General features: G+C 61.9%; 17 protein-coding genes. 7 read left to right on the plus strand and 10 right to left on the minus strand.

The annotated features are described in order from the left end of the window. Positions 1-111: 111 nt before the first annotated feature. From ACYVKM_RS05015 to dnaA, 9 genes are all read right to left on the minus strand, one after another. On the minus strand, positions 112-516 hold the full coding sequence (locus tag ACYVKM_RS05015) for an ExbD/TolR family protein (RefSeq protein ID WP_460876260.1): 405 nt from the start codon (positions 514-516) through the stop codon (positions 112-114). 6 nt (positions 517-522) lie between these two features. Next, on the minus strand, positions 523-945 hold the full coding sequence (locus ACYVKM_RS05020; protein ID WP_460876262.1) for an ExbD/TolR family protein: 423 nt from the start codon (positions 943-945) through the stop codon (positions 523-525). Positions 946-956: 11 nt separating this feature from the next. Further along, positions 957-1,682 (minus strand): MotA/TolQ/ExbB proton channel family protein, encoded by a 726-nt coding sequence (locus ACYVKM_RS05025; protein ID WP_449429627.1) that lies wholly within the window; start codon positions 1,680-1,682, stop codon positions 957-959. Between the two features lie 98 nt (positions 1,683-1,780). Beyond that, positions 1,781-2,440, minus strand: coding sequence for an energy transducer TonB (locus ACYVKM_RS05030; RefSeq protein ID WP_460876264.1), 660 nt, complete (start codon positions 2,438-2,440; stop codon positions 1,781-1,783). Positions 2,441-2,643: 203 nt separating this feature from the next. Beyond that, complete coding sequence (locus ACYVKM_RS05035) at positions 2,644-3,930, minus strand: tetratricopeptide repeat protein (protein WP_460876266.1); 1,287 nt, start codon at positions 3,928-3,930, stop codon at positions 2,644-2,646. A 239-nt stretch (positions 3,931-4,169) separates the two neighbouring features. Continuing rightward, on the minus strand, positions 4,170-6,605 hold the full coding sequence (gene gyrB / locus ACYVKM_RS05040) for a DNA topoisomerase (ATP-hydrolyzing) subunit B (RefSeq protein ID WP_460876268.1): 2,436 nt from the start codon (positions 6,603-6,605) through the stop codon (positions 4,170-4,172). Between the two features lie 97 nt (positions 6,606-6,702). After that, positions 6,703-7,782, minus strand: a complete 1,080-nt coding sequence (gene recF / locus ACYVKM_RS05045; protein ID WP_460876541.1) for a DNA replication/repair protein RecF — start codon at positions 7,780-7,782, stop codon at positions 6,703-6,705. Between the two features lie 95 nt (positions 7,783-7,877). Continuing rightward, positions 7,878-8,978, minus strand: coding sequence for a DNA polymerase III subunit beta (dnaN, locus tag ACYVKM_RS05050; protein ID WP_460876269.1), 1,101 nt, complete (start codon positions 8,976-8,978; stop codon positions 7,878-7,880). 254 nt (positions 8,979-9,232) lie between these two features. Further along, positions 9,233-10,567, minus strand: coding sequence for a chromosomal replication initiator protein DnaA (gene dnaA, locus ACYVKM_RS05055; RefSeq protein ID WP_460876271.1), 1,335 nt, complete (start codon positions 10,565-10,567; stop codon positions 9,233-9,235). Positions 10,568-10,757: 190 nt separating this feature from the next. Here dnaA and rpmH point away from each other — a divergent pair, with 190 nt between their 5' ends. From rpmH to ACYVKM_RS05080, 5 genes are all read left to right on the plus strand, one after another. Next, a complete protein-coding gene (gene rpmH / locus ACYVKM_RS05060) occupies positions 10,758-10,892 on the plus strand; it encodes a 50S ribosomal protein L34 (protein ID WP_007510029.1) in 135 nt (44 codons plus the stop codon). 14 nt (positions 10,893-10,906) lie between these two features. After that, positions 10,907-11,275 carry a ribonuclease P protein component gene (rnpA, locus tag ACYVKM_RS05065; protein ID WP_460876274.1) on the plus strand — a complete coding sequence of 123 codons (369 nt, stop codon included), beginning with the start codon at positions 10,907-10,909 and terminating at the stop codon, positions 11,273-11,275. A gap of 96 nt (positions 11,276-11,371) precedes the next feature. After that, positions 11,372-13,102, plus strand: a complete 1,731-nt coding sequence (gene yidC / locus ACYVKM_RS05070; protein WP_460876275.1) for a membrane protein insertase YidC — start codon at positions 11,372-11,374, stop codon at positions 13,100-13,102. 79 nt (positions 13,103-13,181) lie between these two features. Continuing rightward, positions 13,182-14,528: a tRNA uridine-5-carboxymethylaminomethyl(34) synthesis GTPase MnmE gene (mnmE, locus tag ACYVKM_RS05075; RefSeq protein ID WP_460876277.1), complete on the plus strand. Its 1,347-nt coding sequence runs from the start codon at positions 13,182-13,184 to the stop codon at positions 14,526-14,528. A gap of 44 nt (positions 14,529-14,572) precedes the next feature. Continuing rightward, positions 14,573-15,979 (plus strand): MFS transporter, encoded by a 1,407-nt coding sequence (locus ACYVKM_RS05080; protein ID WP_460876279.1) that lies wholly within the window; start codon positions 14,573-14,575, stop codon positions 15,977-15,979. Here the strand turns inward: ACYVKM_RS05080 and ACYVKM_RS05085 are convergent. Continuing rightward, positions 15,903-17,015: a helix-turn-helix domain-containing protein gene (locus tag ACYVKM_RS05085; RefSeq protein WP_460876280.1), complete on the minus strand. Its 1,113-nt coding sequence runs from the start codon at positions 17,013-17,015 to the stop codon at positions 15,903-15,905. The genes ACYVKM_RS05080 and ACYVKM_RS05085 overlap by 77 nt on opposite strands. A 407-nt stretch (positions 17,016-17,422) precedes the next feature. Here ACYVKM_RS05085 and ACYVKM_RS05090 point away from each other — a divergent pair, with 407 nt between their 5' ends. Together ACYVKM_RS05090 and ACYVKM_RS05095 are read left to right on the plus strand one after the other, a co-directional pair. Further along, the gene (locus ACYVKM_RS05090) at positions 17,423-17,947 is read left to right on the plus strand and encodes a hypothetical protein (protein WP_460876282.1); all 525 of its coding nucleotides are present in this window, start codon (positions 17,423-17,425) and stop codon (positions 17,945-17,947) included. 725 nt (positions 17,948-18,672) lie between these two features. Beyond that, positions 18,673-19,488: a sulfotransferase family protein gene (locus tag ACYVKM_RS05095; RefSeq protein ID WP_460876283.1), complete on the plus strand. Its 816-nt coding sequence runs from the start codon at positions 18,673-18,675 to the stop codon at positions 19,486-19,488. Positions 19,489-19,517: the final 29 nt, after the last annotated feature.

The following is a 19,517-nucleotide window of genomic DNA, read 5'->3' on the forward strand; positions in this document are numbered from 1 at the left end:
CGGCCAGCATGTGGTTGATCAGATACGTCCGCGCCTGATGGCGCGACGGCACGAACAAAAACCCCCGCGCGTGGCGGGGGTTTTTGCGATGGTCGGTACTGCCCGGTCGGATCAATCGGCTTCGGTGAAGCCGACCTTGACCAGGTTGTAGCTCTTGGCGTCGGCCAGCACGCGTGCCACGTACTGGTAGGCGACGGCATCGTCGGCAGCAATCTGGATTTCCGGCTGATTGCTCTGCTGGGCGATCACCGCGAGCTGCGCCTTCAGGCCCAGCTCGTCGACCGGTGTGTCATTCCAGTAGAACGCGCCGCTCTGGTCGATCTTGAGATGGATCGGATCCAGCGGATTGGGCGGATTGATCACGTTGGGATTCGGCTGCGGCAGATCGACCTTGATCTTGAGCGCCGGTATCGGCGCCGTGATCATGAAGATGATCAGCAGCACCAGCATCACGTCGACCAGCGGCGTGACGTTGATGTCCGACATTGGTCCACTGGTTTTGGTTGAAAAGGCCATCTCTCGTCACCCCTTCGGCACGTCATGAGTCATGAAGCCGACGTGCACCATGCCCGAATCCTTCGCGTCGCCAATGACCTTCTTCACGATCTTGAACTCGGTCGCCTTGTCCGCACGGATCTGCAGCTCGGGCTGCGGTGACTTTTGAGCTTCCACCGCCAGCCTCGACTTCAGTTCCGCCTCGGTGGCCTGATGGTCATTGAGGTACATGCTGCCATCCTCTTTGATCGCGAGATCCAGAGGCGGTACCGGCAGATCCTCATCCTTGGTCTTCGGATTGGCGGTGGGCAAGTCGATGGTGATGGAGTGCGACATCAGCGGAGCGGTGATCATGAAGATGATCAGCAGTACCAACATCACGTCGACCAGCGGCGTGACATTGATTTCTGACATCGGCCCACCGGTATTGCCACCGGTACTCATTGCCATGGGTCAATCCCTCACTTCTGGCTTTCGACACGCGAGCCGGTGGCGAAGAAGTCGTGCAGGTCATGCGCGAATTCGTCGAAACGGGCGTAGGTCACGCGGTTCTGACGGCTGAAGAAGTTGTAAGCGAACAGAGCAGGGATCGCGGAGAACAAACCGAACGCGGTCATGATCAACGCTTCACCGACCGGGCCGGCCACGGCATTCATCGAGGCGTTGCCGGTAGCGGCAATGCCGATCAGCGCGTGGTAGATGCCCCACACCGTACCAAGCAGACCGACGAACGGCGCCGCGGAACCCACGGTGGCGAGCAGGGTCATGCCGCCTTCCAGACGCATGCTCTCACGGGCCACGGACTGGCGCAGGGCGCGGTCGATGAACTCCGAACGGCTCAGCGACTCAGCCAGACGACCGGTGGTACCGGCGGTGCTCTGCTGGTGATGGGCCACCGCGGAAGCGGCATCCAGTGCGATCTTGGAGAACGGCTCGCTCTTGGGCTGGGCCTCCAGCTCGCGGATCGCGTCCTGGGTGGAGCCATTGCCCCAGAAGCCGTCGATCACCTTGTCGGCGCGTGCCCGCACCGTGGCGTTGCGGATGCCGTTGGCGATGATGAAGTACCAGGACAGGAAGGACATTGCCACCAGCGTCACGAACACGACCCAGCCGAGCCAGTCGAAGTTCTGCATCAGGTTGGCAAAGCCCATCTGCTTCATGGCTTCGGCGTTGGTATTGCCACCCATGGCCTGGGCGGCATCGGTTGTTGCAGGAGTCTGTAGGAACATAACGCTACCCTAGGGAAGTCAAGCGTGAACTGTAACTGTAATCCACTGAAGCCGGATTACAGCGAATTGAGATTGAAGTTGACGGGAACGCGTGCGTAACCTTCAACCTTTTGTCCGTTTCTGATTGTCGGGTTGAATCGCCACTGCCTTGCCGCTTCCATGGCTGCACGATCAAGTTCGCGGAAACCACTGGACTTGTCGACCTTGATGTCCTTCGGTGACCCGTCCACTCCAACCAGGATCATCAGGATAACCGTGCCTTCGTGATGCTGCCGCATGGCTTGCGGCGGATACTTCGGCTGTATACGGCTGTTGTAGCTGAGATCCTGACTCGCCGTGATGTCTGCCGGCGGCGCCGGTGGTGCTGGCGGTGCCGGTGGCGGTGCCTGGGTCGCCATCTGCGAAACCTCTTCCACCGGCGGCGGCGGTGTCGGCGGCGGCGGTGTCGGCGGTGGCTTGACCTGCTGGATGATCTTCGGCGGCGGCTGCTTCGGCGGCTCCGGCGGCGGCGGCGGTGGCGGCGGCGGCGGCGGCGGCGGTTCCTGGAAGGTCACCTGGACGACGTGTTCCTTCTCTTTGTGGTTCTGGTGCGGCGGAGCCATCGGCGCCACCAGCAACAGAAATGCAAACGCATGCAGCCCGATGGCAACTGCCAACGCCCAGGTGCGTTTCCAACTAAACGGCTCGCGCCCGATTTCTTCGTTACTTGAGGCCATCTGTCACTGTCTGGAGCTGATCAATCGGAAGAGAACGTTGCCGCAGGGCGTAACTCGAATCCGTCTGTGATGCCTGGACGGAACTCGCCGCTGAGGTGACGCAGGGAAAGGTTTCAACGGTACAACAGCACATGACTTTTGTATAGCACCCGTGGGGCAGACAGATGGACGTCCATCTGCCTGCGCAAGCACAGAGCCCGGCATTATTTACCGGCACCGACCTGTTTTAGTCGCGCCTTGGCCCGGTCAGCTGTTTCCGGCTGTGCCTCGGCCTGCTTCAACGCTGCAATCGCAGCAGGTTTGTTCTTCAGGCCGATCTCGCTTTCAGCCAGCAGCATATAGGCAGGTCCCTTGTGCTGCACGCCCTTGTCAATGCTCTGCTGGAGCATGCTCTTGGCCTGGCCGTACTTGTTTTCGGTCAGCAGCAGCTGTCCGGCGCGCAGGGCAGCTTCGCCGTTGGTGGCGGTCGATGCGGCCTTGGTATAGGTGTCGAGCGCCTTGCTGCTGTTGTCCGCCATCTCGTAAGCCTGGCCGAGCAGCAATTCATTGTCAGCGCTGGAAGTGATCACGCCCTTGCTCATGCCCTCCTCGAGCACCTGCGAGGCCTTGACTGCGTTCGGCTTGGGATCGCTACCGGACTGGGCGGCGATCAGGTACAGCTTGGCCAGATTCACGTAATTGGATTCGGACTTGAGCGTGCCATTGGCACGCGCCTTTTCCATCAACTGGATCGCTTCGGGGTTCTTCTGCGCCTGCATCAGCACCGCGACGGCATTATTGAGTGCGTCCGGATCATTCGGATTCGCGGCGTAGTTGTCCTCGGCCACCTTCGCGGCCTGATCGCCCTGGCCGGATTCGGAATAGCTGGCCATCAGGATCTGGTTCCAGCTCGCTTCCGGCTTGTCGGTCAATGACTGCGCCTTCTTGATCGCGGCAATCGCCTCGGGATACTTGCCGAGGCGATAATCAGCATTGCCCTCGAGCGCGTAGGAGTTGGCGGTTTCCTTCTTGCCCTCGGCACGCCACTTGGTCACCGTGTCGAGCGCTGGCTGATATTGCTCGTCGGCCAGCTGGAACTGCGCCAGCATGTACTCCAGCTGGAAGTAGGTGTCGTTCGGCATCACGCCGATGGCCAGCGAACGCTGCAGCAAAGCAATGGCGTTCTTGAGGTCGCCGTCGTTGTACTTGATCGTGGCCAGACCCTGCAGCGCGAGCGCCTGGACGTATTTGCTCTTGCTGCCGTCGACCAGCGGCTGCAGCGTCTGCTCGGCCTTGGCCTTGTCGCCGGCACTGACCGCATCCAGACCCTCATTGAGCTGCTTCTGCTCTTTCTCGCTGGTCAGATCGAGTTTCGGTGCCACGCGGGTCGCGTTGGGATACTGCACTTCCTGCTTGGTCTTGGATGTGTCACTGGCCAGCGCCGGACTGCTTGCCAGGGTCAGCAGCAGGGCTGCGCTCGCCAGCATCGTCAACCCACGGACATGCTTCATGGTGATCCTCATCTCGTGTGCGCGTCGCTAGTGACGCGGGGGATTGCGGAGCGTAACCCGAGCGGACAAGCGATAACAAGTCGCACTGCCGCATTAAAGATTGTTAAAAATCAATTACTTGGGAGAAAATACTCGCCGAATCCACGACTTCTCGCGTCATCATGGTGATTCTGCCCCCGCGATCAGCCATGCGCCTGCAGGCGCAGGTGCAGGTGCATGGCTGGCAAGACACAGAAGCGTCAGATATCCAGATTCGCGACCTTCAATGCATTCGCCTCGATGAAATCGCGACGTGGTTCGACCGCCTCGCCCATCAACATCGAGAACATCTGATCGGCGGCGAAGGCATCCTCGATGCCCACCTGCAGCATGCGACGCGTTTCCGGGTTGACCGTGGTTTCCCACAGCTGTTCCGGATTCATTTCGCCCAGACCCTTGAAACGCTGGATGGTACGGCCCTTCTTGGCCTCGTCGAGCAGCCAGCTGCGTACTTCGGCAAAGTCGGTGATACCGCGAGAGGCATTCCCGCGACGCACGACCGCCTCGGGCCGGATCAGGCCGGCCAGCTGCTGGCTGACGGCAAGGATCGGGCGGAACTCGGCGCCGCCGAAGAACGGCTGCGGCAGCAGCAACGTATGGCTGAGGCCATGCTGGTCGCGCACCACCTCGATGGCCGCCGGCTGTTCGCCGACTGCGGGACGCAGCGACAGCTTGTAACGCGGCTTGCCCAGCCCGCTGGCAGCCAGACGCTGCGCGGCGCCATCCAGCCAGGCCTGCATGCCGGACTGATCGGTCCACAGTGCAGGACTGATCGGTGCGTGCTCAAGCAGCGCAGTGAGCACGCTGGTATCGAAGCGATGACCGAGCCGTTCGATCTGGTCCAGTGCACTCTGGTAGTCGCGCAACAGCTTTTCGAGCGCCTCGCCGGAGATCGCCGGAGCATCCGGATCGGCAATCAGTTCCGCGTTGTCGACCGCACTGGAGATGAGGTAAGCGTTGAGCGCCGCATCGTCCTTCAGATACAGCTCCTGCTTGCCCTGCTTGAGCTTGTACAGCGGTGGCAGGCCGATGTAGATGTGGCCACGCTCGATCAGCTCGGGCATCTGGCGGTAGAAGAACGTCAGCAGCAGGGTGCGGATATGCGAGCCGTCGACGTCCGCATCGGTCATCAGGATGATGCGGTGGTAGCGCAGCTTGTCCGGGTTGTACTCGTCCTTGCCGATGCCGGTGCCTAGCGCGGTGATCAGCGTGCCGACCTCGGCCGAGGCCAGCATGCGGTCGAAACGCGCCTTCTCGACGTTGAGGATCTTGCCCTTCAACGGCAGCACGGCCTGGGTCTTGCGGTTGCGACCCTGCTTCGCGGAGCCGCCAGCGGAATCACCCTCGACCAGGAACAGTTCGCACAGCGCCGGATCTTTCTCCTGGCAGTCGGCGAGCTTGCCGGGCAGGCCGGCGATGTCCAGCGCGCCCTTGCGACGGGTCATCTCGCGTGCCTTGCGCGCAGCCTCGCGGGCACGCGCGGCATCGACCACCTTGGAGGCGATCGCCTTGGCCTCGTTCGGATGCTCCAGCAGGAACTCGCCAAGCTTCTCGTTGACGACTTGCTCGACCACCGTCTTCACCTCGGACGAGACCAGCTTGTCCTTGGTCTGCGAGGAGAACTTCGGATCGGGCACCTTGACCGACAGCACGGCGATCATGCCTTCGCGCATGTCGTCGCCGGACAGCGCGCCCACCTTGGCCGTCTTGGCCAGGCCCGATTTTTCGATGTAACTCTGCAGCGAGCGGGTCAACGCGGCACGGAAGCCGGTGAGATGGGTACCGCCGTCGCGTTGCGGGATGTTGTTGGTGAAGCAGAACATCGTCTCCTGGTAGGAGTCGGTCCACTGCATCGCCACTTCCACCACGACGCCATCCTGTTCCGCCGTCAGGCTGATCACGTTCGGGTGCAGCGCCGTCTTCAACTGCGCCAGATGCTGCACGAACGAGCGGATGCCGCCTTCGTAGGCAAACGTGTCGTGACGGCCCTCGCCCCGCTCGTCCTTCAACTCGATGGTGACGCCCGAGTTGAGGAAGGCCAGTTCGCGCAGGCGCTTGGCGAGGATGTCGTAATGGAATTCGATGTTGTTGGTGAATGTGGCCGGGCTGGGCAGGAAGCGCACCAAGGTGCCGCGCTTGCTCGACGGTCCGACCACCTTGAGCGGATACAACGGCTCGCCGAGCGAGTATTCCTGCTGGTGTTCCTGGCCGCCGCTGTAGATCGTCAGCCACAGGTGGTCGCTCAACGCGTTCACCACTGACACGCCCACACCGTGCAGGCCGCCGGAGACCTTGTACGAGTTGGCGTCGAACTTGCCGCCCGCGTGCAGCACCGTCATCACCACCTCGGCGGCGGAGCGGCCCTCTTCCGGATGTATGTCGACTGGAATGCCACGGCCGTTGTCGCTGACGCTGACCGAACCATCTTCGAGGATGGTGACGATCACCGTGTCGCAATAACCGGCCAGCGCTTCGTCGATCGCATTGTCGACAACCTCGAACACCATGTGATGCAGGCCGGTGCCGTCATCGGTATCGCCGATGTACATGCCGGGGCGCTTACGCACCGCTTCGAGGCCTTTCAGTACCTTGATGTTGCTTGAGTCGTAGTGGGATTCGTTGAGCGGTTCGTTCATGCGTTGACCGTGTCCTGGCGCCAGCGACCCGCCCGACACGGCGCCGTGTTGGGCCGGGCAAAGGGTTATGCAATCTTTCGAGGATGCAACCCTTCGATTATAGCAGGCGCGCCAGCTGCCCCTGTTCCACGTGGAACACATGGTGGGTGCGCGCCTGCAGGGCCTGTGGCATCTCGGTCCCGGTTAGCAACACCTGGGCGCTCACCGCGGTCAGTTGCGCCACCACGGCAGCCTGATGTGTCTGATCGAGTTCGGAAGCCAGATCGTCCAGGCAGACCACCGGCCACTCACCGCGGTGCTCCGCATACAGCTGAGCTTGCGCCAACATGCAGGCCAATGCGGTGAGCTTTTCCTGGCCACGCGAAAGATGTTCGCGCAAAGGGGCCTGCTCGAAGGCGATCGACCAGTCGGCCCGATGCGCACCCAGCGTGGTGTGTCCCCGTGCCATGTCCCTGCTCCGCTGCTCTCGCAGTTGCTGAGCCAGATCGTGATCCTCGGACCAGCCACGGCGATAGCGCAGTTCGAGCGAACCCAGCTCCGGCAGCAGACCGGCAATGCTGGCGAGCAGTTTCGGGCGCAGCAGATCCAGGTAGGCACGGCGCTGCTGGTCGATCTGGTGTGCCGCCTGCGCCAATTCGGCTTCCCAGGGAGCGAACAGCGCATCGGTGGGTGCCCCGGTCGAGCGCAGCAAGCTGTTGCGTTGCTTCAAGGCCCGCTGATAGCGCCGCCAGCTGGTCAGGAAGTCGTGTTCCACGTGGAACACGCCCCAATCGAGATAGCGACGGCGTTCCTCCGCGGCGCCCGCAATCAGCGCGTGCGATCCCGGCTCGAAACAGACCACGGCACATTCGTGTACCAGTCGCCCGATCGTGACACCGGCACCGTCGACCTTTGCTTCCCAGCGCACACCGTCACGGCCCAGGCCCAGCCGACAGATTCGATCGTCCGCATGACGCAATTCGGCGAAAATGAACAGTTGCGCTACCCCCCGCTGCAGTAATGCTTCGCGAGCCCCGCTGCGGAACGAGCGTGCATGCGACAACAAAAAGGCAGCCTCAAGCACACTGGTCTTGCCAGCGCCATTCGCCCCCACAAACACGTTGATGCCGGGGTCCAGCGCGATGACGACATCGGTCAGGCAGCGCAAACCATGAATGCGCAGTTGCTCAAACCGCATCGGCATGCGCCCACAAGCAAGAACGCCGGGGAACCTGATGGATTCTCCGGCGTTGCCTGTTGCTGCTGCACCTGGTGACGACCATGCGTTGAGTGTCAGAGCCGCAACGGCATGATGACGTGGCGCGAATGCTCGTTGTCGTGTTCCTGCACCAGACAACTGGATTGTGCATCACGCAGGCTGAGCCGGGCCTTGTCACCTCGCAGCGCGGCTAGCGCATCGAGCAGGTAACCCACGTTGAAACCGACGGCCAGATCCGAGACGTGCGTGTCGGCTTCCACTTCCTCGACAGCTTCTTCCTGCTCGGGGTTGTGCGCCACGATGCGCAGCTTGCCGGGCGACAGTTCCAGGCGAACACCGCGGTATTTCTCGTTGGAGAGAATCGCGGCACGCTGCAAGGCACCCCGCAACACCTCACGGTCCAACGTGGCGTTCTTGTCGGCACCCAGTGGGATCACCGCCTCGTAATCCGGAAACCGGCCGTCGATCAGCTTGGACGTGAACACCACATCGCCGCGACGTACGCGCAAATGGTTGCGCCCAAACTCCAGCTCCACCTGGCCGTCGCCGGTTTCCAGCAGACCGATGAGCTCGTTGACGCCCTTGCGCGGAATGATGATCTGTCGACGCGTGGTCACCAAACTCTGTAGCTGGGTTTCCTTCATCGCCAGGCGATGGCCGTCGGTAGCCACGCAGCGCAAGGTGTGTTCCTGCAGGTCCAGCAGCATACCGTTGAGGTAATAACGCACGTCCTGGTTCGCCATGGCGAATGCAGTGCGCTCCATCAAGTCGCGCAACGCTTCCTCGGGCAGGCTGACCTTCTCCACCAGTTCGATTTCGTCGATGGTGGGAAATTCGCTGGCTGGCAGCGTGGTAAGCGTGAAGCGGCTGCGGCCGGCATTCAAGGCCACCCGGTCGCCATTGAGCTTGAGTTCGATCCGTGCACCATCAGGCAAGGCACGGACGATGTCGAACAACTTGCGTGCGGGAATGGTGATTTCGCCGTCAGCCAGTTTTTCGGCATCGGCTGTGGCCACCATCTCGACTTCCAGGTCAGTGCCCGTCATCGAGAGTCGGTTATTGGTGACCTTGACAAGCAGGTTGGCCAGCACGGGCAGCGTCTGGCGGCGTTCGACGACGCCCACCACTTGTTGCAGTGGCTTGAGCAACGCTTCTCGTTGGATGCTGAATTGCATGGCTTGGCTTCCCCTCTCTTGCTGTTTTGTCTTTAAAAGAAGTTTAGTGGTTGTAGTAGGCGCTGTGGGTAACTTTTTTTTCGCACTATTTCTTTAAATATCAGCAACTTGAATGAACAAAAAGCTGTGCTTGAAGTGGCTGTCTGACGGTGGGCTGTTTGTGGATAACTTCAGACACGATTCCATCCACCCATTATCCACAGCTTCAGCCCCCGGTTATCCATAAATTTTGTGTCCGTGCACGGACATCGGCTTCAGCCGGTCAGCGTGCGGATCAACTGTTCCCAATCCTGGCGCATGCGCGGATCGGTTTCGACAAATTTGCGGATCGTCTTGCAGGCGTGCATCACGGTCGTGTGGTCGCGCCCACCAAACGCCTCGCCGATCTCCGGCAGGCTGTGCTCGGTGAGCTCCTTCGACAGCGTCATCGCGATCTGGCGTGGCCGCGCCAGCGAACGCACGCGGCGCTTGGACAGCAGATCCTGCAGCCGCACGTTGAAATACTCGGCGGTGATCTTCTGGATGTTCGGTATCGTGATCGCCTGGGCATGCGTAGCCAGCAGGTCGCGCAGGGTTTCCTCGGCGAAATCGGTGGTGATCGGCTTGCCGTAGAAGTTCGCTCGCGCTGCCAGCGTGTTCAACGCACCTTCGAGGTCGCGTACGTTGGAGCGGATGCGCTTGGCCAGCAGCATCGCCACGTTTTCGTCCACCGCCACGCCCTTTTCGTGCGCCTTGGCCAGCAGGATCGCTGCCCGCGTCTCGAAATCCGGTGGTTCGATCGCCACACTCAAACCCCATCCGAGGCGTGATTTCAGCCGTGGCTCCAGCTTGTCCACTTCCTTTGGATAGCGGTCGCAGGTCAGGATGATCTGCTGCTTGGACTCGAACAGCGCGTTGAACGTGTGGAAGAACTCTTCCTGCGTGGTGTCCTTGCCGGCGAAGAACTGGATGTCGTCGATCAGCAATGCGTCGACCGAGCGGAAGCGCCGCTTGAACTCGTCCATGCTCTTGGTGCGCAACGCCTCGATCATCGAGCCGACGAACTGTTCCGAGCGCAGGTACAACACCTTGCAGCCCGGATTGATTTCGCGCATCAGATTGCCGGCGGCATGCATCAGATGGGTCTTGCCCAGGCCGGTGCCGCCGTACAGCAGCAACGGGTTGTAGGCGCGGCCCGGATTCGTCGCCACCTGCATCGCGGCAGCCTTGCCGAGCTGGTTGGATTTGCCCTCGACAAAGGTCTCGAAGGTGTAATGCGGATCCAGATTGTGGGTGAACGCGGGTGCCGGCGGTTGTGCATGTGTGGCCTGGAGCGCGGCGACCGGCTTGACCACGGCAGCGGGCCTGGCCGAGCTGGAACCTACGTCAAGCCGGACCAGGCAGGCGTGGCCGCTCAGCCGCATCAGCATGGCCTCGATCTGCGGCAGATAACGCTCGCGTACGGTGTCCAGCGTGTAGGAATTGGGTGCGAACAGTTGCAGACCGTCGGCATCCTCGCGTGCCTGCAGCGGCATCAGCCAGGTATGCAGGTCTTCAGCGCTCACATCGCCTTCGAGACGCTCAAGGCAGCGCCGCCACAGATCACTCATGGGTAAAATCAGCCACTTAGCTTGGCGCTGGTGCGCGGGTAATGAGCTAGTCTAGCAGCAGCATCCACACGGCCACCGCAAGATATCCACATGAGTATCCACAGGGCCGTGTCAAGCGCCATTTGACAGTGGTGCCGGATACCCGACATACTTTCCAACCTTTTTATCCACATTCCCTTCGGAGTAAGCCATGAAGCGGACCTTCCAGCCCAGCAAGCTCAAGCGCGCCCGCACCCACGGTTTCCGTGCCCGTATGGCCACGGCCGATGGTCGCAAAGTCCTCAACGCGCGTCGCGCCAAGGGTCGCAAGCGCCTGATCCCGTAAACGAGGCACGCGTCATGTCCACCGCCGGGCTGCCGCGCGATGCGCGGCTACGTCGGCCGGGTGACTTCGCCGCCTTGCGGACAAGCAGCGGACGCGCAGGCGGCCGCTGTTTTCATTTGCGTTATCGCAGCAACGAACTGGGCCATGCCCGGCTCGGGCTGGCGATCTCCAAGCGTGTTTCCAAGCGCGCGGTGGAGCGCAACCGCATCAAGCGGTTGCTGCGTGAATCGTTCCGGCGCATCCGTCACCAGCTGCCGGCGATCGACCTGATGGTGATGGCGCGCGAGCAGGCGGCCGGTGTTCCCGGTCCGCAATTGCTGGCCGAGCTCGACGGGCTGTGGAAAAAACTGCTGACGAACCGGTCCGAGGGCTCCAGCCATTGAAGCGGGCTGGCGCCACCGCCACAATCGAGTGTTGATCTTTTCCCTTTTGCCCTCCGCGGCGTTCAAGTGTCGTGGCGTTACCGGATCTGCTACGCGATGAATCAAACGCGCACCTTCCTCATGTTCGCCCTGCTGGCCGTGGCCTATTTCCTGTTCCTGGCCTGGGAGAAGGATTACGCACCGCCGCCGCCGGCTGCGGTCGCGGCGGCATCCTCCAGTGCCGCCATTCCCTCGACCACAGACGGCAGTGTGCCGGGTGCGATTCCGTCGGCCAGTGCAACATCCGGCAATACCCCGGCAATCGCCAGCGACGCAGTCGGCCACGCTCAGGCACAACTGGTCACCATCACCACCGACGTGCTGAAGCTGACCGTGGACACCCGCGGCGGCAGCGTGGTGCATGCGGATCTGCTGGCGTACCCCGATGCGCCACGCACCCACAAGCAGCCGAATCCGGCGCCAACGGTGCTGCTGGACAATGACCCGACGCACTACTTCGTGGCCCAGAACGGCCTAGTCAGCAGCAGTGACACGGCGCCGCAGGACCAGCCAAGCCATCAGGCCGTGTTCCAGAGTGCGAAGACCTCATACGTGCTGCCTGCAGGCCAGGACGAACTGAAAGTCGACCTGACCTGGCAGGACGCGGCCGGCCTCAAAGTCACCAAGACCTACAGCTTCAAACGCGGCAGCTACGTGATCGGCCTGAGCCAGCGTATCGACAATGGCAGCGACAAGCCGTGGCAGGGCAATGCCTACCAGCAGCTGCTACGGGTCGAGCCGCCGAAGGCCGGCAGCTGGCTGGCCAACTACACCAATCCCGAGATCCGCAGTTTCCAGGGTGCTGCCTGGTACACCGGCGAGAAGTTCGAGAAGCTGCTGTTCAAGGACTTCAAGGAGCCGAAGGACCAGCTGGACAGCCAGATCAAGGGTGGCTGGGCGGCGATGCTGCGGCTGTATTTCTTCGCGGCCTGGATCCCGCCGGCCGACCAGACCGATCACTACGTCACCGAGACGATCAACCCGGACAGCGCGCAGCCACGCTATCTGATTCGCGCCGTCGGCCCCGCGTTGAGCGTGGCGCCGGGACAGAGCACCACCAGCACGGCGCGTCTGTATATCGGCCCGAATGTGCAAGGCACGCTGGACGCGATCGCGCCCGGGTTGGACCTGACCATCGACTACGGCATGTTCAAGCTGATCGCCGTGCCGATGCATGGCGTGTTGTCCTTCCTGCATGGCATTGCACATAACTGGGGCGTGGCGATCATCCTGCTGGTGCTGCTGATCAAGGGCCTGACCTGGAAGCTGACGGCGATGCAGTACCGTTCCAGCGCGCGGATGCGCAAGCTGGCGCCGCGCATCCAGGCGCTGAAGGAGCGCTACGGCGACGACAAGCAGAAGATGCAGCAAGCCACCATGGAGCTGTACAAGAAGGAGAAGGTCAATCCGATGGGCGGCTGCCTGCCGGTGCTGATCACGATGCCGGTGTTCTACGGCCTGTTCTACGTGCTCGAGTACAGCCTGGAACTGCGCCATGCGCCGTTCCTGTGGATCCCTGACCTGAGCGCGCCCGATCCGCTCTACATCCTGCCGATCATCTACGCGATCGTGATGCTGGGCACGCAGTGGCTGAACCCGGCCGCCGCCGGCATGGACCCGGCGCAGGCAAAGATGATGAAGGTGATGCCGCTGCTGTTCACCGTGATGTTCGCGTTCTTCCCCGCCGGCCTGTGCCTGTACTACGCGGTCAACGGTCTGGTCGGTCTGGGCCAGCAGTGGTGGGTCACCCACCACATCGAACGCGAGGAAACCGCCAAGGCGGCCTGATCAATCATCTCCTCCGATACACCTTGTCAGCCGTGCACGGGTCACCGTCGCGGCTGACTTCGTTTAGAGTCCCTGCATCATGTCCGATCACACCGCCGAGACGATTGCCGCGATTGCCAGCGCGCCCGGTGCGGCCGGTATCGGCGTAGTGCGCGTGTCGGGCCCCTTGGTACCGCTGATTGCGCAGACCCTGCTCGGCTACATGCCGCAGCCACGCCACGCGCACTTCGCCGCGTTCCGCGACGCCGGCGGCGGCCTGCTGGATCGTGGCCTGCTGCTGCACTTCCCTGCCCCCGCTTCCTACACCGGCGAGCACGTGCTGGAGCTGCAAGGCCACGGCAGCACCGTGCTGCTCGATCAGTTGCTGCGCCGTGTCTGCGAACTGGGTGCGCGGCTGGCCCGGCCCGGCGAATTCACCGAGCGTGCCTTCCTCAACGGCAAGCTCGACCTGGCCCAGGCGGAAGCCGTCGCCGACCTGATCGCCGCGCGCTCGCAGGCCGGTGCACGCGCTGCGCTGCAGTCGATGGAAGGCGTGTTCTCGCGCAAGGTCGAGGTGCTGCTGCAGGCGCTGATTGCGCTGCGCGTACACATCGAGGCGGCGATCGACTTTCCCGAGGAGGAAATAGATTTTCTCGCCGATCCCGCCATCGCTCGTCAGCTCGAAGCCTTGCGCGCCGAACTGGGTGAATTGTTGCGTGAAGCGCAACGTGGCCTGCGCCTCAACGACGGCCTGCGCGTGGCGATCATCGGCCGCCCCAACGCCGGCAAATCAAGCCTGCTGAATGCCCTCGCCGGCAGCGATCGCGCGATCGTCAACGCTGCCGCGGGTACTACCCGCGACGTGCTGCGCGAAAGCCTCAGCCTCGACGGCATCGCATTGGAGCTCGCCGACACCGCCGGCCTGCGCGAGACTAACGACGAAGTCGAACGCGAAGGCGTGCGCCGCGCGCATGGCGAACTGGCACGCGCAGACGTGGCGCTGCTGGTGACCGATGCACAGCATGTGCAGCACGACCTGCGGCTGCTAACCGGGCTGCCGGCGAACGTCGAACGGCTGGTACTGATCAACAAGATCGATCTCGACCGGGCGAGTGCGCATCGCGAAGCGCATGACGGCATGACCTGGTTATGGGCTTCGGCGAAAACCGGCGCTGGTCTCGACGCCCTGCGCGAGCATCTCAAGCGGCTCGCCGGTGCCGGCGGCGGCGAAGGCACCTTCAGCGCGCGTCGCCGTCACGTACTCGCGCTGCAACAGGTCGCCGCACATCTCGATCACACCGCCGCCGTACTCGCCGGCAGCCGCGCCGGCGAACTTGCCGCCGAAGAATTGCGCCATGCCCAGCACGCGCTGGGCGAAATCACCGGCAGTTACAGCAGCGACGACCTGCTGGGTGCCATCTTCGGATCGTTCTGCATCGGCAAGTAGATTCATGTCCACGGACGTCCGCCAAACATTCGCTCGGAAGCACGATGTCCCGTGCGATGCCGATCCCCGCAAAGTCTTCCATTTCCTGGCCGCTAATGTTCAGACCCTTTCGAAGCCATAACGGGAAAACTGCAAGGCACAAGTCGGCAGCACCCGGGCACGATGCTGCTGGCAAGTTGACCCACGCCGGCTTCACGCGAGTCATCGCGGCGATCGCGATCGGCAACGGCTTCGTCACATACGACTTCACGATCTACAGCCTGTCGGCGGTGACGATCGGCCAGCTGTTCTTTCCTTCCAGCAGTCCGGTGTCGTCCCTGCTGTTGTCGCTCGCCACGTTCGGCGCGGGTTTTGTGATGCGCCCGCTCGGTGCGATCGTGATCGGCCATATCTCCGACAGCTACAGCCGCAAAGTGGGCATCGGCGTAGCGCTCACGCTGATGACGATCAGTACCTGGATGATCGCGTGCATGCCGTCTTATGCGTCGATCGGTCCCGTTGCGACGATACTCATCGTCGTTGCGCGATTGGTGCAGGGGCTCGCAGCCGGCGGGGAGATTGGCCCGGCATCGACCTTGCTCATGGAGTCGGTTGGATACGAGCGCCGCTGCTTCATCGTCAGCTGGCGCGGCGCCAGCCAGGGCGTGGCCGCGTTAGTGGCGGCGCTGATTGGGGCAAGTACCACGGCATTGCTTTCACCAGAGGCCATGCAAGCTTGGGGCTGGCGTATTCCTTTCGTGTTGGGCGGCTTGATCGGTCCGGTCGGCTGGTACCTGCGTCGCCACATGCCTGCGGCCCCCGAACGATCAAGCAGAAAGTTCATGCCAAGCCACTTGTTTGCCGAGCATGCCCGCCCGCTCGTCTACGGCATTCTGATGATGGCAGCACCGTCGGCGAGCTTTTATGTCACGGTGTTCTACATGCCAAGTTATCTGGTCCAGACACTGCACTGGCCCGCCGCGATCAGTCTGGTGACGGCCTGCCTCTCGGGTCTTGTCATTCTTGTGGTGACGCCGCTGGTCGCGGGCGTTGCCGACCGTCATGCGAGCCGAAAGACGCTGCAGTACCTGACTCTCGCGGCATCATTGCTGACGACCTATCCGGTCTTCTGGGCGCTGACCCATGGTGTCGGCCAGGTCGCTGCACTCGCCATCATTGCCGTGTACGTGGCGCTTTCGTTGAACAATGCTGGCGCCAGTTCGGTGTTGATGCTGGAGGCATTTCCGCGGCATCGGCGCGCGGCAGGCCTTTCGGTGATCTACAGCGTGGGGGTGGCCCTCTTCGGCGGCTTTTCACCGTTCCTTGTCACGTGGCTTATCCACGTGACCGGCAATGCCATGATGCCTGCGTGGTATCTGATGGCCACGATCGGTATCACGCTTTATGCGTTGAACCGGTTTCCTGAAGATGTCGATGCACGTGTTCTGCAGCACCGGGCAAATGCTTGCTGACCATTCTGGTTGCCTGGATTTGTTGCAGGCCAAGGGCCCGTGCGCGCATGTCTTGCGGATTCATGTGGAAGGTGCGACGAAACGCACGTGTGAAATCCGAGGCGCTCTTGAAGCCGAGCCCGTAGGCGATGTCGATCACCGGGACGTGCGGGAAACGCACGAGCTCGTCTGCAGCCATTCGCAACCGGCGGTGACGGATGTAAGCACCAAGCCCACCTTCGTGCTCGAACCAGCGATAGATCGTGGCACGCTTCAGTTGCAATGCGTCGATCACATGCGTGGGAGTCAGATCGCTCTGATGCAGGTTGGCTTCGATGAAACGACGCACCTGCCCCATCACCGCGGTTTGAAGGGCGGCGCGGTCGTCGCCCGTCAGGCGGGATGCTTTCCGGAATCCGGCGACCAGGAGCTCGGCACTAGCGTGCAACGCGTCGATCGCGCCGACGGTGTCGAGCCTTGATATTTCCCTGCCGACCGCCGTGACGTGATCCAGGACGAGGCCAGCAAGTGGCGTGCCCTGTGGGAGAACCCGACCATGAATCGACTCGCCATCAGGCAGGCCGGCATTCACGATGGCCCTCGGAACGAACAGGCTGAGAACACGACAAGCCGGTCGGTCGACATGAAACGGCTGGCTCAGGTCGAACGCAATGATTCCCCGGGTTGAGTCCGTCACGCTGCGCTTTTTATGAATGCCCGTCACATTGCCGATCTCACCTTCGAGAAAAAGGTGAAAGACATAGTCCCGACGGGAATCGGTGGAAACCCGCGCCACCGAGCGATCAATCACCATCGCGTCGGTGCGGCAGTCGGAAAAGGCCATGCCGTTGACCGCATAAAAATCGATATTTGCGACGAGCCCTTCCGTCACCTGCTTTTTCGAGGGTAGTACGTCGACCACATGCCCAACGCGCTTGCGCCAAGCCAGGACCTGCACATCGGCAGGCAGCGCGTGCGTGCTGAAACTGCTGGTGTCGATCCCCGGGCACTGCGCGTCGTCATCAACAGGCCGACGCGTCATTGAGCATTGAGTCATGGATGCATTCGACGAACGAAGGATACGGTTTCCGTGAAGCGACCCCTGCAAGTGCCACATGCGCAGCCGCTGAATGCGAAACAGGGTGCAAGTAGCGTACCAAGTGGCGTGATGCGAGGCATGACTACGACGCAATGGGTATGGACGGTCTCTGCATCGCAGGGAAGTCCGGGCGGCCCGGTTTGGTTCGCCAGATCAGCAAGCTGCTGCTGACGCATGGCGTCACCTCGCGCCCAAAGACGACTTTCGCGGATACGGTTTTTTGCTCAACCCTGCCATGACTGGCCGGTAGGGCTGGAGGTCGGCAGTTTCTCGATCAACCCGGTATCTCCGGTGGGTCAGCGCTTGGCATAGAGATTGCCTGCCAACTTGCTGCTGCGGGACATGCCCGTGGACAGGAATGCTCCATGATCAAAACGCCCTCGGCACCGGCTGGCCCACTCCAGGATTTTCAGGTCCAGTGGGTATTCGGCAACATATCGGAACCCCTGCGGCAGCAAATCGTGGCGTTCTGGTTGCAGGAAGGAGCGGTGACAAATCCGGACGAAGCATGGCGTCGCGCATGGGAGGTGGCATGCGTTCTCCGGGAAGTGGAAGGCGGCAATATCGCTGGCGTCTGCACGGTGGCGATTCGCCTGGATGACCATGGCGTGTCTTATGGATTCGTTCGCCTGTTCATCCGTCGGGCCAGCCGCCTGGCAGGCCTGAATGTTCGTCTGATGGAGACGATGATCGAAGGATTCGAAGCGATGGAGAGCGAGCCCGGGGCGCCTCGGCATCTGGTGGCCACCATCGAGAACCGCAAAATGGAACGTCGGGCTGCTCAGAGGATTCTCGCAAGGCTCCGTTTCGTCCACATCGGCACAGCAGCCAATGGCGAACTCGTCATGCAGCGTAGCCTGACGGCACAGCGCGATCAGTTAAACAGATGACGCGTCGCGATGCCTCGATCGGTTCATGCCCTGAGGCATCGCACAGGCACATTTGCCTGAAACACCCTCATGAAACTCATGCTCACGGCACTTCCGTTGAGAAGAGTGGAGGCTCGTGTCCGGCAATCCACAGCCTTCCATGCTGAGCGATGCTGCCAGCTGCCAGTCCTGGACTGGCTAACAACACCTGTGGCGGCATAAACAAGCCGAGCGCGTAGGCAATCTCGATCACCGGGAGCGGGGGGGGGAACGTACCCGCTTGTCGGTTGCCATTCGCAACCGCGGTGGCGGATAAGCCCATCCACGATGGCGCACGGCACGAGCAGCGTCAGCAAGCAGCTTATGACGCATGGCGTCACCTCACGCCCCAAAGCCGACTTTTGCCCGGCACCACCATGGCTGTCTGGTCGGGCTTGAAGAGGGCAGCGGGTCCTCGATCAACCCGGTTTCTCGGGGGTGTTTGCCCTTGGCATAGAGATTGCCTGCCATAAAAGATCGTTTTAGGAAAGTGAGACGCAGTGTCAAGGGTGCTGAATTTATGTGTCGATACTCACAGAAAAAGACATTGGTCGTGCCCTGGCTGCCTGTCTGGGTCGGTCGGACCCAGGTGAGTGGGTAGGCCTGACGCAACCCGCACAGGCATGGATGTACCGACATGCCGTTTAAAAATTGATGCGCAGAGTCTTGGTTGCCGCCCTGCGGAGCTGGCCTCTGCAGGGGGAAGGATGGGACGTCGATTTCACTTTATTTCGGGCCTGCCGAGATCTGGCTCCACATTGCTTGCGGGTCTTCTTCGTCAAAATCCGCAGTTCCATGCAGGCATGAGCGGCCCGGTCGGTGGCCTGTTCAACACCCTGCAAGGCGAGATGAGCGGTCGCAACGAATACTCGGTATTCATCAGCGACGCACAGCGCCGTCGTGTTCTGGAAGGCCTGTTCGATGCCTACTACGCCGCGGAGTATCCGGTGGAGGTGGTGTTCGATACCAACCGCATCTGGTGCAGCAAGCTGCGGGTGCTGAGGGAGCTGTTCCCCGCCGCCAAGGTGATCGCCTGCGTGCGGCATATGCCGTGGATCATCGACAGCATCGAACAGCTGGTGCGCAAGAACGCGTTCCAGCCCTCGTCCATCTTCAGCTACCAGCCCGGCGGCACCGTGTACTCGCGCGCCGAAGGCCTCGCCAATGGCGATGGCATGGTCGGCTTTGCCTACAACGCGCTGAAAGAGGCGTACTACGGCGAAGACAGCGCGAACCTGCTGCTGCTGCAGTACGAGACGCTGACCAGCGATCCGGCCGCCGCCGTGAAGGCGATTTACGACTTCATTGGCGAACCTGCCTTCGCTCACGATTTCGACAACGTCAGCTACGACGCCAACGAGTTTGACCTGCGTGCCGGCACGCCAGGTCTGCACGCCGTGCGCAAGAAGATCGAAGCGCGCGAGCGCAGCACCATCCTGCCACCGGACGTGTTCCGCCGTTTCGAGAACGACGCCTTCTGGCGCGATCCGCAGCTCAACCTGCGCGAGGTGCGGGTGGTCTGATCGGATCGCCAGCGCAACGCACGCATTGC

It is taken from the genome of Rhodanobacter koreensis, assembly GCF_054782855.1.

What these genes read in the sequence shown, in the direction of transcription:
- ACYVKM_RS05015 (WP_460876260.1), bottom strand. Translation starts at nt 516, where the DNA reads ATGGCCTTTTCAACCAAAACCAGTGGACCAATGTCGGACATCAACGTC.
- ACYVKM_RS05020 (WP_460876262.1), bottom strand. Translation starts at nt 945, where the DNA reads ATGGCAATGAGTACCGGTGGCAATACCGGTGGGCCGATGTCAGAAATC.
- ACYVKM_RS05025 (WP_449429627.1), bottom strand. Translation starts at nt 1,682, where the DNA reads ATGGGTGGCAATACCAACGCCGAAGCCATGAAGCAGATGGGCTTTGCC.
- ACYVKM_RS05030 (WP_460876264.1), bottom strand. Translation starts at nt 2,440, where the DNA reads ATGGCCTCAAGTAACGAAGAAATCGGGCGCGAGCCGTTTAGTTGGAAA.
- ACYVKM_RS05035 (WP_460876266.1), bottom strand. Translation starts at nt 3,930, where the DNA reads ATGAAGCATGTCCGTGGGTTGACGATGCTGGCGAGCGCAGCCCTGCTG.
- gyrB (WP_460876268.1), bottom strand. Translation starts at nt 6,605, where the DNA reads ATGAACGAACCGCTCAACGAATCCCACTACGACTCAAGCAACATCAAG.
- recF (WP_460876541.1), bottom strand. Translation starts at nt 7,782, where the DNA reads ATGCGGTTTGAGCAACTGCGCATTCATGGTTTGCGCTGCCTGACCGAT.
- dnaN (WP_460876269.1), bottom strand. Translation starts at nt 8,978, where the DNA reads ATGCAATTCAGCATCCAACGAGAAGCGTTGCTCAAGCCACTGCAACAA.
- dnaA (WP_460876271.1), bottom strand. Translation starts at nt 10,567, where the DNA reads ATGAGTGATCTGTGGCGGCGCTGCCTTGAGCGTCTCGAAGGCGATGTG.
- rpmH (WP_007510029.1), top strand. Translation starts at nt 10,758, where the DNA reads ATGAAGCGGACCTTCCAGCCCAGCAAGCTCAAGCGCGCCCGCACCCAC.
- rnpA (WP_460876274.1), top strand. Translation starts at nt 10,907, where the DNA reads ATGTCCACCGCCGGGCTGCCGCGCGATGCGCGGCTACGTCGGCCGGGT.
- yidC (WP_460876275.1), top strand. Translation starts at nt 11,372, where the DNA reads ATGAATCAAACGCGCACCTTCCTCATGTTCGCCCTGCTGGCCGTGGCC.
- mnmE (WP_460876277.1), top strand. Translation starts at nt 13,182, where the DNA reads ATGTCCGATCACACCGCCGAGACGATTGCCGCGATTGCCAGCGCGCCC.
- ACYVKM_RS05080 (WP_460876279.1), top strand. Translation starts at nt 14,573, where the DNA reads ATGTCCCGTGCGATGCCGATCCCCGCAAAGTCTTCCATTTCCTGGCCG.
- ACYVKM_RS05085 (WP_460876280.1), bottom strand. Translation starts at nt 17,015, where the DNA reads ATGACTCAATGCTCAATGACGCGTCGGCCTGTTGATGACGACGCGCAG.
- ACYVKM_RS05090 (WP_460876282.1), top strand. Translation starts at nt 17,423, where the DNA reads ATGATCAAAACGCCCTCGGCACCGGCTGGCCCACTCCAGGATTTTCAG.
- ACYVKM_RS05095 (WP_460876283.1), top strand. Translation starts at nt 18,673, where the DNA reads ATGGGACGTCGATTTCACTTTATTTCGGGCCTGCCGAGATCTGGCTCC.